The sequence below is a fragment of the Micromonospora sp. LOL_025 genome (assembly GCF_048060285.1).
In the GTDB taxonomy this organism is placed as follows: domain Bacteria; phylum Actinomycetota; class Actinomycetes; order Mycobacteriales; family Micromonosporaceae; genus Micromonospora.
On record NZ_JBHMIR010000019.1, the window covers coordinates 87669 to 100771 of the forward strand.

Consider the following 13103-nt stretch of genomic DNA (forward strand, 5'->3'; position numbering starts at 1 on the left):
ACATGACACCGCACACAGGACGTCGGATGTCCGACTCGCCCGTATCACTCTGAGTCAAAATGTGAACGCACGGTGTCAGCGGGCGCCCCCGGTGGGCTGCCGCAGGTAGCTGTCGCGCCCGGCGCGGGCGAACCCCGCCACCGACGCGGCGTCGTGGTTCATGGTCATGTCACAGGTGTCCGACCGGCGGGTCATCCCCGGGGAGTTGAAGTAGATCGCCGCCTTGATCTTCGGGTGCGCCTTCAGCGCCGCCGGGAACTCCTCGAACCAGCGCCGCTTCGCGTCCGGGTCGGCCGCGTCGAAGTTGGTGCCGAACTCGGCGAGCATCCGTGGCTTGCCGACCCCGACCCGGTGCTCGTCCAGCCACCGGTAGAAGCCGCCGATGGTGGTGGCCGGGCTCTTCCAGACCTTGCTGCCGTTGCAGACGTGGAAGTTGTACGGGTCGTAGCCCACCCAGTCGACGTACCGGTCGCCGGGGTAGAGACCCGTGTAGCGGTCGTAGTGGCCCGACCAGCCCATCATCGTCCAGACCCAGACCGCGTTGTCGGCGCCCGCCGCGGCGAACCGGTCGTGCACGTGCCGCCAGGCGCGGACGAAGTCGGCGTCGCTGCCCTTGGCCGGCTCGTCCTCCGGCTCGTGGTCGAAGCCCATGAACACCGGCACGCCGGTGTCGCGGATCCGCCCGGCGACCGCGTCGATGGTGGCGTCGTATCGGCCACTGTAGACGTCCTGCCAGGTCAGCACCGTGCCGGAGGAGAAGATCCGCGACTCCCAGGCGAAGAACATCAGCCGCCCCTCGCGCATCTGCTGCCGCTGGTAGGCGTCGGGGAAGGCGCCGTTGCTGCCGGCGTTGGAGAAGTCGTGGTAGCGGTGCACGATGTCGAACTTCCGCCCGACCTGCGCCTCCACCTCGGCCACCGCCGCGCCGTGGTCCCAGCCGTCGCCGGCGCTCGACGGGGAGTACATCCCCCACCAGGCACCGCAGGAGGGCACCAGCCTGCTCGACACCTCGCCGCACCGGTCCGTACCGGTCGAGGGGCTCGCCGACGGGCTCGGGGTGGCGCGGGTGGGGCTGGCACTGGGCGTCGGCCTCGGCGCGGGGCTCGGCGTGACCGTCCGGCTCGGCGACGGCGCGGCGCTGGTCACCACCGGCGTGGGCCGGGTGCCCACGTCGTAGCGGATCTCCAGGCGCGGACGCAGGTCGGGGTTGCGGTTCTCCGTCGACGCCCAGTAGATCCTGCTCTCCAGGCCCGTCTGCGCCAGCGAGACCGTCCAGGTGCCGTTGCCCTTCACCAGGGCCGAGACGTCCCACTCGTTGAAGCCCTTCGCCACGCCCGAGACGGTGTCGAGCACCGCCCCGGGCAGCATCGGCGTCGGCCGGGCCGCGCGGGCGTCCACCGCGGAGGCGTGCGCGGTCACCGTCGCCGGGAACTCCTGCCACGCGTGCACCCGCAGCGTGGCCCGCACGTTGACCGCCGTGGCCGGCAGGGTGGTCACCGCGAACTGGACGACCGCCTCCCGGCCGCCCCGCGGGTTGCCGTCGCAGCGGACCGCGCAGGTCGCCAGCGTCGTCTTCGCGCCGTTGTCGCCGTCCTGCGGCACCATGGTCGCCGTGGTGTCCGCGCTCGCGCGGATCGACAGGTCGTCGGCGGCCAGCAGCGGCATCGTGGTGGCCACGATGCCGGCCACCACGGTGGCGCCGGCCACGCCGAGGACGACGGCCTTGCGCCGTGGGCCGGCGTGCCGGGGGATGCGGTGCAGTCCGTGCCTGCTCAAGGAGTACTCCCTGTGTGTCGGACGGTGACGGTCAGCAGCGTAACCACGGCCACGGCGTGACGTGGGGAGGACAGTCGGACCTAAGCGCGTCTTAACCGTCGCCTAAGGATGCACCGGATGGCCACAGGGGACACTCCCGCCCCCGAGCCGCCGGTCAGTCGGCGCGGGCGGCGGCCAGCGCGGCGGCCATCGCGGCCCGGGGCGCGGCGACGCCGGTGAAGTGCTCGAACTGGCCCACCGCCTGGGCCAGGAGCAGGTCGATCCCGGAGACGATCCGGCAGCCGGCCTCCTGGGCCGACGCCGCCAGGGGCGTCGGCCACGGGTCGTAGAGCGCGTCGAAGTACACCGCGCCGGGCCGCCAGGCGGCCGGCCCGGCGAGCGGATCGGCGACCCCCTTCGGCACGGTCGCGACCACCAGGTCCGCGTCGAGGCGTCTCGCGGCGTCGTCCCAGGCCGCCGCGCGCATCTCCACGTCGACCGCGCGGGCCACCGGGCGCAGCTCCTCGGCCGCCGCCGGCCGGCGGGCCACCACGGTCACCGCGCGGGCGCCGAGCCGCCCCGCCGCCGCCACCGCAGCCCGGGCCGTACCGCCCGCGCCCAGCACGGTCACCGTCGCCCCGGGGCGCACCCCGGCGTCGGCGAGCACCTCGACCATGCCGACCACGTCGGTGTTGTCGGCGTACCAGGAGCCGTCCGGGCGGCGTACCAGCGTGTTGGCGGCGCCGACGGCGGCGGCGACCGGCGAGACCTCGGCGGCCACCGCGAGCGCCGCCTCCTTGCCGGGCATGGTCACCGACAGCCCGGCCCACTCCGGGCCGAGGCCGGCGACCACGTCCGGCAGCTCGGCCGCCGCGCACTCGATCCGGGTGTACGACCACCCGGTCAACCCCGCCGCCGCGTAGCCGGCGTTGTGGATCACCGGCGAGAGGGAGTGCGCGATCGGCGTGCCGAGCACCCCCGCCCGGCGTGCGGCCGTCATCAGATGATCCCGGCCTCCCGCGCCTTGTCCATGTTCTTCTCGTGCTGCGCGTAGGTCTCGGCGAAGGCGGAGTGCCCCTCCTTGTCGATCGCGACGAAGAAGAGCCACTTGCCGGGCGGCGGGTCCATCGCACCCTCGATGGCCTGCTTGCCGGGGTTGTTGATCGGGGTGGGCACGAGGCCCTTCAGCTTCCGGTTGTACGGGTTCTTCTGGTCGTCCAGTTCCGCCGCGGTCATGTCCGCGGACCGCTTGGTCGGCTTACCGATCGACTCCAGGTAGTAGTTGACCGTGACGTCCATCTCCAGGCAGTTGCACGGGAACTCGCCGAACACCCGGTTGTACGCCACCCGGGCGACCTTGCCCAGGTCGTCCTTGTTCCCCGCCTCGGCTTGGGCCAGCGACGCGACGATCAGCGCCTCGTACGGGCTGATGCCGCCGCGCTCCTTCTGCACCCGGTCGGCGAACTGCATCTCCTGGGTCACGCTCAGGAAGTTCTCCACCATCAGCTCGATGATGCTCTCGGCGGTCGCCTTCGGCGGGATCTCGTAGGTGTCCGGGTAGAGGAAGCCCTCGATCGACGGCTTGACCTTCTTGTCGTCGGTGCGCTTGAACCACCAGTCGGGCACGCCCCGCGCGATCGGGTCCTTCGCCGCCGCCTCGAAGTCCTTCACCGGGATCTTGGTCTTCTCGGACAGCAGCTTGTAGACGTTCTTCGCCGTCCGGCCCTCCGGGATGGTGACCCCGTTGACGATCCGGTTCTTCAGGTCGAGCATCGCGGTGACGGCGCTCTCGCCGCTCATCTGCTTGCGCAGCTTGTACGTGCCCGGCTGGATGTTCTTGCTGCGGGCGTTCGCCTCGGCGGCCTCGATGAACGCCTTGGCGCTCTTCACCACGCCGGCGGTGACCAGCGCGTCGGCCATGTCGGCGATCAGCGCGCCCTGCTTGATCTCGACCGTCACCTCGCCGGTGCCCGCGCCGTCGTAGTCGGGGGTGACGAAGTAGCTCTGGACGCGGTCGAAGCCGTAGAACGCGCCGCCGCCGATCGTGCCCAGCAAAACGAAGGCGAGCAGCAGCGCCAGGACGGTCTTGCCCCGCCCACCGCCGCCGGAGCCGCCCTTGCGCTTGCGCACCGCGCCGCGCCGGTGCTTGCCCTTCTCCCCCCGGTCCTGCTCGTCGAACCCGAGGTCAAGATCGTCCATCATCGCGTCCGCCTCCGCTGCGCGTCCAGCCAGCTCTGCAGAATCTCCACCGCGGCAGCCTGGTCGACCACCGCCCGTTGCCGTTTACCTCGGACACCACGCTCGGCAAGCCTACGAGACGCCACGACCGTGGACATCCTCTCGTCGGTGAGCGCCACCGGAACGGGCGCTATTACATCGGCCAGTCGGTCAGCGTACGCCTTCGCGTGTACGGCGGCGGGACCGTGCTTGCCGGCGAGATTGACCGGAAGGCCGACGACGACCTCCACCGCCTCGTGCTCGGCCACCAGCGCCTTGAGCGCGGCGATGTCGGCCGGCACCGCGTCCGCAGCCGCGGTGAGGTCGCGGGCGAGGGTCACCAGCGGGGTGGCCAGCACGCCGTGCGGGTCCGAACGGGAGACCCCCACCCGGACCTGCCCGACGTCCACCCCGAGCCGGACTCCCCGGGACAACTCACTCACGGCCGGTGACTCCCTCGAAATGGCGAACCAGGGCGGACCGCGCGGGTCCGCCCTGGCCGCTGCCAGCACGCATCACGCCTCGGCGATCGCCTTCTCGACCGTGAGCAGCAGCTTCGGCGCCTCGGCGGCCGGCAGGCCACCGCCCTGGGCCAGGTCGGGACTGCCCCCGCCGCGTCCAGAGAAGGCCGCCTTGACCAGGTCGGAGGCGGCGAGGCCCCGGCTGCGCGCGGCCGGGTTCACCGCGACGACCAACGACGCCTTGCCGTTGGCCCGGGCCGCCACCGCGACGACCGCCGGCCGCGCCGGGTCGATCTTGCCCCGGATCTCCTGGGCGAGGGTCCGCACGTCGTTGCCGGCCGCACCCTCCGGCGCCTCGGTGCCCACGTACGCGACGCCCCGCACGTCCTTCGCCTGCGCGGCTAGCGCCGACGCGCCACCGAGCACCAGCTGGGCCCGCAGCTTCTCCAGCTCCTTCTCGGCGTCGCGCAGCTGCGTCACGGTCTGCTCGACCCGGTCGGCGACCTGGTCGTTGGGCACCCGGTACAGCTCGGCGAGGCGGGACACCAGCAGGTGCTCCCGGGCCAGGAAGTTGAAGGCGTCCATGCCGACCAGGGCCTCGACCCGACGCACCCCGGAGCCGATCGACGACTCGGAGAGGATCTTGACCAGGCCGAGCTGGCCGGAACGGGAGACGTGGGTGCCGCCGCACAGCTCCCGGGCGTAGTCGCCGACCTCGACGACCCGCACCTCCTCGCCGTACTTCTCGCCGAACAGCGCCATCGCGCCGATCCGCCGCGCCTCCTCCAGCGAGGTGATGAAGGCGTGCACCTCCAGGTCGGCGAGGAGCACCTCGTTGACCTGCTGCTCCACGTCGCGCAGCACGCTCGGCGCCACCCCCGTCGGGGTGTTGAAGTCGAACCGCAGCCGGCCCGGCGCGTTCAGCGAACCGGCCTGGGTGGCGGACTCGCCGAGGAAGTTGCGCATCGTCTGGTGCACCAGGTGCGTCGCGGTGTGCGACCGGGAGATGGCCCGCCGTCGGGTGGTGTCGATCTCGGCGTAGCCGGTCTCCCCCGCCCGCACCTCGCCCCGGAGCACCCGGGCGCGGTGCACGATCAGGCCGGGCACCGGCTGCTGCACGTCGAGCACCTCGACCTGGCCACCGCCCACCGTGATCATGCCGAGGTCGGGCTGCTGCCCACCGCCCTCGGCGTAGAACGGGGTGGCGTCGAGCACCAGCTCGATCGTGTCGCCCTCCACCGCCGCCTGGCGGAGACCGTCGACGCCGAGCACCGCCCGCACCGTCGACTCCCGGGACACCTCGCCGTAGCCGGTGAACCGCACCGGGCCGCCCGAGTCGAGCACCGACCGGTACGCCGACAGGTCGGTGTGCCCGGTCTTGCGCGCCTGCGCGTCGGCCTTGGCGCGGGCCCGCTGGTCGGCCATCAGCCGGCGGAAGCCCTCGGCGTCGACCGCCAGTCCCTGCTCGGCCGCGATCTCCAGGGTCAGGTCGATCGGGAAGCCGTAGGTGTCGTGCAGCTGGAACGCCTTCTCACCCGACAGCGCCGGCTTGCCGGCGGTGCGGGTCTCCGCGATGGCCGTGTCCAGGATCGTGGTGCCGGCCCGCAGGGTGGACAGGAAGGCGTCCTCCTCCGCGTACGCGTAGTCGGCGATCCGGTCGAAGTCGGCGGCCAGCTCCGGGTACGACGGGGCCATGCAGTCCCGGGCCACCGGCAGCAGCTCGGGCAGCGCCCGCTCCTGCCAGCCCAGCAGCCGCACCGACCGGATCGCCCGGCGCATGATGCGGCGCAGCACGTAGCCGCGCCCCTCGTTGCTCGGGGTGACCCCGTCACCGATCAGCATCAGCGCGGTACGCACGTGGTCGGCGATCACCCGCAGCCGCACGTCGTCCGGGTGCGACTCGCTGGCGACGTGCCCGGAGTGCGCGCCGTAGCGCTTGCCGGTCAGCTCGGCGGCCCTGTCGAGGATCGGCCGGACCTCGTCGATCTCGTAGAGGTTGTCGACGCCCTGGAGGATGGAGGCCATCCGCTCCAGGCCCATGCCGGTGTCGATGTTCTTCGCCGGCAGGTCACCGAGGATCGGGTAGTCCTCCTTGCCGGTGCCCGGGCCGCGCTCGAACTGCATGAAGACGAGGTTCCAGAACTCCATGTAGCGGTCCTCGTCGACCGCCGGGCCGCCCTCACGGCCGTACTCCGGGCCCCGGTCGTAGAACAGCTCGGAGCACGGGCCGCACGGGCCGGGGATGCCCATCGACCAGAAGTTGTCCGCCTTGCCCCGGCGCACGATCCGCTCGGTCGGCACGCCGACCGAGCGCCAGATCTCGAACGCCTCGTCGTCGTCGAGGTAGACCGTCGGCCAGATCCGCTCCGGGTCGAGGCCGAAACCGCCCTGCTCCTGGGACTTGGTGACCAGGTCCCAGGCGAGCGGGATCGCCCCGTCCTTGAAGTAGTCACCGAAGGAGAAGTTGCCGTTCATCTGGAAGAACGTGCCGTGCCGGCTGGTCTTGCCGACCTCGTCGATGTCGGGCGTGCGGATGCACTTCTGCACGCTGACCGCCCGCCGGTACGGCGGGGTCTGCTGCCCCAGGAAGTAGGGGACGAACTGCACCATGCCGGCGTTGACGAACAGCAGGTTCGGGTCGCTGATGGCGGGCAGCGGAGCGGACGGCACCACGGTGTGGCCGTTCGCCTCGAAGTGGGCGAGGTACCGCCGCTTGATCTCCGCCGTCTTCATCGCTGGTGTTCCTCCGGAAAGATCTCTCGGTCGCCGAGGCGCGGGTCCTCCCGCAGCTCGGCGAACTGGTCGTCGAACGCCTCGCCCTGGGCGAACGCCTCGTGGATCTCCTGCTCACGCTCGGCCATCGCGATCCGGACGTCCTCCACGAAGCTACGCAGCGACTCCGCCAGCCCGCCAGCGGATTCGGTCACCGTGCTGGCGATGCCGGCCGGGGTGTACGCCTGCGCGGTGCGGGTGGCCTTGCGGACCACCACCACGCCCACGGCCAACCCGATGCCGAGCCAGAACAACCGCCTCATCTCCGAGCTCCTCCTGGTCGTGGCGGGTCAGCGGTTGCCGCGCTTGGCGGCCCGCCGCTGCTGCTTGATGGTGTCGCGCACCTCACGCTCGGTCTCGGCGTGCCGCCGGGCGGAGGCGGCCTTGCGTACGCCGTAGCCGAACGCGGCCACCTTGACCAACGGGTTGGCGGCGGCGGCGGAGACGACGGTCGCCAGGTTCGCGACGTTGGCGGTGACGTTCTGCGCGTGACTGGTCATGGTGTCGACCTTGGCGAGCTGGAGGTTGACCCCGTCGAGGGAGGTCTGCACCTGCTCCAGGGCGGTGTTCACGTTCTTCACGGTGGTGTTCACGTCGCCGAGCAGCGGCGCGGTCCGGTCGTTGAGGTCGTTGATCATCCGGGTGGTGGCGTCCACGGTGTGCCGCAGCCGCAGGATGGGCAGCGTCAGGATCAACACCAGCATCGCGAACGCGATCGCCGCGATCAGCGCCGCGACCTCGAAAAAGCCCACGCCTGTCCTCCTCAAGCAGAGTTCCGGGAACCCGACGCCCCCGGAACGCGCGACCGTCCTGCCCACACCGCCGTCCGGCACCCGTGAGGGGCCGGCGGGAGCTGGCGGTCCGCCAGCCCCAGACCCTACCGTCCGTGATGGAAACCGGCTCAGGACGGTGAGGGTGTCGGTGTCGCGAGCGGATCCTCGCTGACCGTCGGAAAGGGATCCTCGCCGGTGAGCGACGGGTCGATGGTGGGCTGGGGCCGGGTCCGCTCGTCGTCGATCGCGTTGCGGACCTTCACCGACACCAACGAGCCGGAGCACTGCTCCGCAGCGGTCGCCGGGTCGGGCGACGGCACGACCGCCGGTTCCCCGTCCACCGGGGGCGGCACGCAGGCGGGCTCGCGCACCCACAGGTCGAGGGTCAGCTCGTCCCGGCGCCAGCACGTGTAGCTCCCCTTCGCCGGTTGCTCGGGGCAGCGGCTCACCTTCCACGGCCGCCAGCCGTCGTCGGCCAGCGCCCGCTCGTAGACCTGTGCCGTCTCCGCCGTCGACCGCTCCGACGTGGCCGTGCGTTCGCGCAGCCGGCAGTCGAGCAGGCACCAGCGGCTGCCGCTGACGTCGTCGACGGTCTGCACCGCCGCCCAACCCGGCACGTCCAGCTCGTCGAGGGTGTCGAAGACCGGATCGCGGCTGAGCGTACGGATGCCGAAGTAGAGCGGGATCGCGCCGAGCAGCACCACGCTGACCAGGGCGAGGACGCCCATCCGCAGCCGCCGCCGCTCGCGCATCCGGCGACGCAGCTCGGACCGTGCGCCGCGCAGCCCGCCGGGGCCGGCCGCGTCGTCGTCCGGCGACTCCGGCTCCGCGGGTCGGCGCAGCGCCGCTTCGTCGGCCGGGTCGGCGGGCGGTACGACCGCCGCGGCGGCCCGCGCCACCACCGGCTCGCCCGCAGCCCCCGGCGACGGCACCGGCGCAACGCCGGACGGCTCCGGTCGCCCCGGCTCGCGGTGTGGCGGGATCGCCCGCCCGGCGGCGCGGTCCTCGGGCCCGGGGCGGGGCGCCGGGGCGGCCGCCCGGGCCACCCCGGGCGGACCGACGGGGCCGGGTCGGGGGCCCTCGCCGGGCGTCGGCTCGGGCCGGTCCCGCCCGCCGACCGGCGGTCGGACGGCACCGGGCCGGGCCGGGCCGGGCGGAGTGGCGGCTGGACGGGCGGGGCCGGACGCGGTCTGTCCGGCCCCGCCCGGTGCGGGCGGATTAACCCCCGGCCCGGCCAGGCCCGACGGCGCCTCGGGGCCTTGCGGGCCGGGCCCGGGGCGGCGCGGAGCGGGCGGCGCGATCGGGCTCGCGGCGGCCGGGAACGACCCGGCGGCGGACGGCACGGCGGCGCTGCCGGATGTCGGCGCGACGGACCGCGCGGGACCGGCCGGGCCGGTGCCGGGACGCGCGGCACCCCGCGCCGGACCCGCCAGGCCAGGATCGGGACGCGCCGGACCCGCCAGACCGGCGTCCGGACGCGCGGCACCCCGGGCGGGACCCGCCAGGCCGGGATCGGGACGCGCGGCACCCCGCGCCGGACCCGCCAGGCCAGGGTCAGGACGCGCCGGACCCGCCAGACCGGCGTCCGGACGCGCGGGTCCGGTCGGGGTGGGGTCGGGGCGGGTCGGGTCGGGGTGGGCCCGGCCGGCCGAAGTCGGGGCGCCGGTCGGCGGCGGTGGACCGGCCGGCGTGGGGCGGGCGGCGCCCCGGGCCGGCGGCCCGGGATGGGGGGTGTCGGCGGGCCGGGGCGGCTCGGCGATGGGTCGGACCCGCCCCGAGGGCCGTCCGGGTTCGGTGGCGTCGGTGGGTCGCGGCGGCTGCGCGCCGGGCCGTGCCCGGCCCACGGGGACGTCGCCGGTCCCGGCGCCGCGCTGTTCCGGCCCGGGCGGCGCCGGCGACGGACCGCCCGGAGCGGGCGGCACCGACCGCTTGACCGTCGGCAGGGCGGGATCGGTGTGGTGGGCACGGCCGGCCTGCCGCAGCCAGTCGGCCGGGCGCTCCGGCCGGCCGGTCCGGGGATCACCGGGCTGGCGTCGCCGCCCCGCTTCCCCGTCGGCCGGGCGCGGCGCGTGCGGCGGGTTCTCCGCCTCGTCCGGGACGGCGGGGCGGCCCGGGGTGGGGGCCACCCCGTCGTCCGCCCGGCGCGCGGAGGGCTGACCGCCGACCGTGGCGCGGCCGGCCCGGCCGGAGGTCTCGTCGGCGGCGGCCGCACGCCGGCCCCGACCCGTGACCTCGACGTCGTCGGGTGCGGCGCGTCGGCCGCGGGGGGCGGGGTCGTGGGGTGGTTGCACCCCCACGCCGGGAGGCGCGGCGGGCGCACCGGGCACGGGTGGGGCGTTGCCGGAGCGCGGTACCGGCGGGGCGTTGCCGGAGCCGGGCACCGGCGGGGCGTTGCCCGAGCGGGGTACCGGCGGCTCGTCTTCCTCGGCGGCGCGGCGTCGGCCGGCCGGCCCACCGGGGCGTCGACCCCGGTCGGTCCCGTCGCCGTCCGGCACCGGCGGGGCTGCCGTCGGCACGGGTCCGGTCCCGTCCGTCGGGACGGGCACGCCGGCACCGACCGGGCCCCGCCGCATCCGGCCGGACCGGGGGTCACGTGCGTCGGCCGGGGCGCCGCGCAGCTCACCGGTCGGCGGACCGGCTGGCGGCAGGGGGGCGCCGGGGTCCGGGACGCCGACCCGGGCGGCGCCCACGGCACCGCCGGGCCGCGCGGCGGCACCCGTTGGCGGCGTACCGCCCGGCACCGCCGCCCGCCCCTCGGGGTGCCGACCGGGCGTCGACCCGGCCGGGTGCGGCGCGTCGGAGTGCGGGGAAACCGGCGCACCCGGACGCGGTCCGGTCGGCGCGCCGGCGCCGGTGCGCGGGGGCGTGCCGGGCGGCGGCCCGGCGGTAGGGCCGGCGGCCGGACCGGGCTGCGGCCCGGTCCGCGGGTCGGCCTGCGGATGCGCCGGGAAGCCGGCCTGCGGGCCGGCCGGAGGAGTCGCCTGTGGGCCCGTCGCGGTGCCGGCAGGCGGGCCCGTCGGCGGAGCGGCCTGCGGACCCGTCGGGGCGCCCGGGACGGGGCGTGGCCGCCGGTCCGGGCCGTCCTGCCCGGGTTGCGGACGACCGGCCGCCGGGGGGCGACGGACGGGCTGGTGCGGGGGGACGGCTCCGGGGGCGGCGGGTCCGGCCGGCCGGGGTGGTTCCGGCGCACCGGGCCAGGGTCCGTCCACCGGGCGCGAGCGCGGGGGCTCGGCCTCGCCGCGGCGTACCGGGGGCGTGGCGGCCGGACCGGGACCACGGTGAGGCGGCGGCCCGGCAGGGCCGGGAACCGTCGGGTCACCCGGACGCGGGCCGGGAGGCGAGGTCGGCTCCAGCCCGTCCGGCCCCAGCTCGGTGCGCTGCTGCTTGGCCGAGCGCAGGTCGTCGATCCAGCCGAACTCCTCGCCGCTGATCGGCTCCTCGGGCTCGGCCTCGGCCTTGCCCCGCCCCCAGCGGCGCCCCTTGGCGCGGGAGTCGCGCCGCTCTTCGGGGCCGTCCTCCGGTCGCTCCGAACCACGCGATTTCACTACTGACCCTCCCCGGCGGTGTCACTGCCGCCCTCTCGCGCCGCGTCGGCGCCGCCCGTGTCCGTCTGTCGGCGGCCGTTGTCCGCCGAACCGCTCCCGACCGCCGCCGCCGAGGGCGCGGCCGGAGCGGGCAGCCCCCGGACGATACGGCGCAGCAACGGCAGCCGGGTGGCGACCGAGCGCTCGGCGCCGTGCTGGCTGGGCCGGTAGTAGTCGGTGCCGGCGAGATCGTCGGGGGCGTACTGCTGGGTGACCACGCCGCGCTGGTCGTCGTGTGGGTAGCGGTAACCGGTTCCGTGCCCCAGCCCCTTGGCGCCCGAGTAGTGCGCGTCGCGCAGCCCGCGCGGCACCGGCCCGCCCCGGCCGGCCCGCACGTCGGCGATGGCCGCGCCGATCGCGGTGGTCGCCGAGTTGGACTTCGGCGCGGTGGCCAGGTGGATCACCGCCTGGGCGAGGTTGAGCTGCGCCTCGGGCAGCCCGACGTACTCCACGGCGTGGGCGGCGGCGGTGGCCACGCTCAGCGCGGTCGGGTCGGCCATGCCGACGTCCTCGCTGGCGAAGATGACCAGGCGACGGGCGATGAACCGGGCGTCCTCGCCGGCGACCAGCATCCGGGCCAGCCAGTGCAGCGCGGCGTCCACGTCCGAGCCACGCATGCTCTTGATGAAGGCGCTGGTCACGTCGTAGTGGGCGTCACCGGCCCGGTCGTAGCGCACGGCCGCCACGTCGACCGCCTGCTCGGCGGTGGCGAGGTCGATCCGCCCGGCACCGAGGGCCGTGGCGGAGGCCGCCGCCGCCTCCAGCGCCGTCAGCGCCTTGCGTACGTCGCCGGCCGCGAGGCGTACGAGATGGTCCTCGGCCTCGGTCTCGAGGGTGAGCGCGCCGCCGAGGCCGCGCTCGTCGGCGACCGCGCGGCGCAGCAGGTCGCGCACCGCCGCGTCGTCCAGCGGCTGGAGGGTGAGCAGCACGCACCGCGACAGCAGGGGCGAGATGACCGAGAAGTACGGGTTCTCGGTGGTCGCCGCGAGCAGCGTGACCGTGCGGTCCTCGACGGCGGCGAGCAGCGAATCCTGCTGGGTCTTGCTGAACCGGTGCACCTCGTCGATGAAGAGCACCGTCTGCGGGCCGCCGGAACGGCGCTGGCGGCGGGCGCTCTCGATCACCGCGCGCACGTCCTTGACCCCGGCGGTGAGGGCCGACATGGCGACGAACCGGCGGTCCGTGGCCCGCGCCACCAGGTGCGCGATGGTCGTCTTGCCGCTGCCGGGCGGGCCCCAGAGGATGACCGACATCGGCGCCGTGGCCGAGACGAGCTGGCGCAGCGGGGCACCCGGTGCGAGCAGGTGATCCTGCCCGACCAGCTCGTCGATGCTGCGCGGGCGCATCCGGACGGGCAGCGGCGAGTCCTCCCCCACCGCCGTGAACCCGTCCACACCGACGGAACCCGCGGGCGTGGGAGGCGCTCCGGCGGATTCACCGAGGGAGAAGAGGGCGTCGGACTCCATCACGGGAACAGTACCGGGCCCGGCCCACGGCGCCGGAAGCACGCCGTGGGGCCAGGCCCGCGATGATCGATTGCG

9 protein-coding genes are annotated in these 13103 nt (G+C 74.9%); all 9 read right to left on the reverse strand.

Translation table 11 applies throughout. The features are described 5' to 3' along the window. Window positions 1–75: 75 nt before the first annotated feature. The 9 genes from ACFHW0_RS21850 to ACFHW0_RS21890 all read right to left on the reverse strand — a co-directional run bounded on the left by ACFHW0_RS21850 (window position 76) and on the right by ACFHW0_RS21890 (window position 13028). Complete coding sequence (locus ACFHW0_RS21850) at window positions 76–1776, reverse strand: glycosyl hydrolase (RefSeq protein ID WP_416610366.1); 1701 nt, start codon at window positions 1774–1776, stop codon at window positions 76–78. A 154-nt stretch (window positions 1777–1930) separates the two neighbouring features. Further along, window positions 1931–2755, reverse strand: coding sequence for a shikimate dehydrogenase (locus tag ACFHW0_RS21855; protein WP_416610368.1), 825 nt, complete (start codon window positions 2753–2755; stop codon window positions 1931–1933). Next, window positions 2755–3957: an endolytic transglycosylase MltG gene (gene mltG / locus ACFHW0_RS21860; RefSeq protein WP_416610369.1), complete on the reverse strand. Its 1203-nt coding sequence runs from the start codon at window positions 3955–3957 to the stop codon at window positions 2755–2757. The genes ACFHW0_RS21855 and mltG overlap by 1 nt, the downstream gene beginning before the upstream one ends. Beyond that, window positions 3954–4415, reverse strand: a complete 462-nt coding sequence (gene ruvX, locus ACFHW0_RS21865; RefSeq protein WP_416610371.1) for a Holliday junction resolvase RuvX — start codon at window positions 4413–4415, stop codon at window positions 3954–3956. Before ruvX ends, mltG begins: the two co-directional genes overlap by 4 nt. Window positions 4416–4487: 72 nt before the next feature. Further along, window positions 4488–7166, reverse strand: coding sequence for an alanine--tRNA ligase (alaS, locus tag ACFHW0_RS21870; protein WP_416610373.1), 2679 nt, complete (start codon window positions 7164–7166; stop codon window positions 4488–4490). Next, the gene (locus tag ACFHW0_RS21875) at window positions 7163–7468 is read right to left on the reverse strand and encodes a hypothetical protein (protein ID WP_121395286.1); all 306 of its coding nucleotides are present in this window, start codon (window positions 7466–7468) and stop codon (window positions 7163–7165) included. The genes alaS and ACFHW0_RS21875 overlap by 4 nt, the downstream gene beginning before the upstream one ends. 27 nt (window positions 7469–7495) lie before the next feature. Beyond that, complete coding sequence (locus ACFHW0_RS21880) at window positions 7496–7957, reverse strand: DUF948 domain-containing protein (protein WP_089000990.1); 462 nt, start codon at window positions 7955–7957, stop codon at window positions 7496–7498. 149 nt (window positions 7958–8106) lie between these two features. Then, window positions 8107–8730 (reverse strand): hypothetical protein, encoded by a 624-nt coding sequence (locus ACFHW0_RS21885; protein ID WP_416610432.1) that lies wholly within the window; start codon window positions 8728–8730, stop codon window positions 8107–8109. A 2792-nt stretch (window positions 8731–11522) separates the two neighbouring features. Continuing rightward, the gene (locus tag ACFHW0_RS21890; protein WP_416610376.1) at window positions 11523–13028 is read right to left on the reverse strand and encodes a replication-associated recombination protein A; all 1506 of its coding nucleotides are present in this window, start codon (window positions 13026–13028) and stop codon (window positions 11523–11525) included. Window positions 13029–13103: the final 75 nt, after the last annotated feature.

Coding starts and splice junctions, on each gene's coding strand:
- ACFHW0_RS21855 (WP_416610368.1), bottom strand. CDS start 2,755: ATGACGGCCGCACGCCGGGCGGGGGTGCTCGGCACGCCGATCGCGCAC.
- alaS (WP_416610373.1), bottom strand. CDS start 7,166: ATGAAGACGGCGGAGATCAAGCGGCGGTACCTCGCCCACTTCGAGGCG.
- ACFHW0_RS21875 (WP_121395286.1), bottom strand. CDS start 7,468: ATGAGGCGGTTGTTCTGGCTCGGCATCGGGTTGGCCGTGGGCGTGGTG.
- mltG (WP_416610369.1), bottom strand. CDS start 3,957: ATGATGGACGATCTTGACCTCGGGTTCGACGAGCAGGACCGGGGGGAG.
- ACFHW0_RS21890 (WP_416610376.1), bottom strand. CDS start 13,028: ATGGAGTCCGACGCCCTCTTCTCCCTCGGTGAATCCGCCGGAGCGCCT.
- ACFHW0_RS21885 (WP_416610432.1), bottom strand. CDS start 8,730: ATGCGCGAGCGGCGGCGGCTGCGGATGGGCGTCCTCGCCCTGGTCAGC.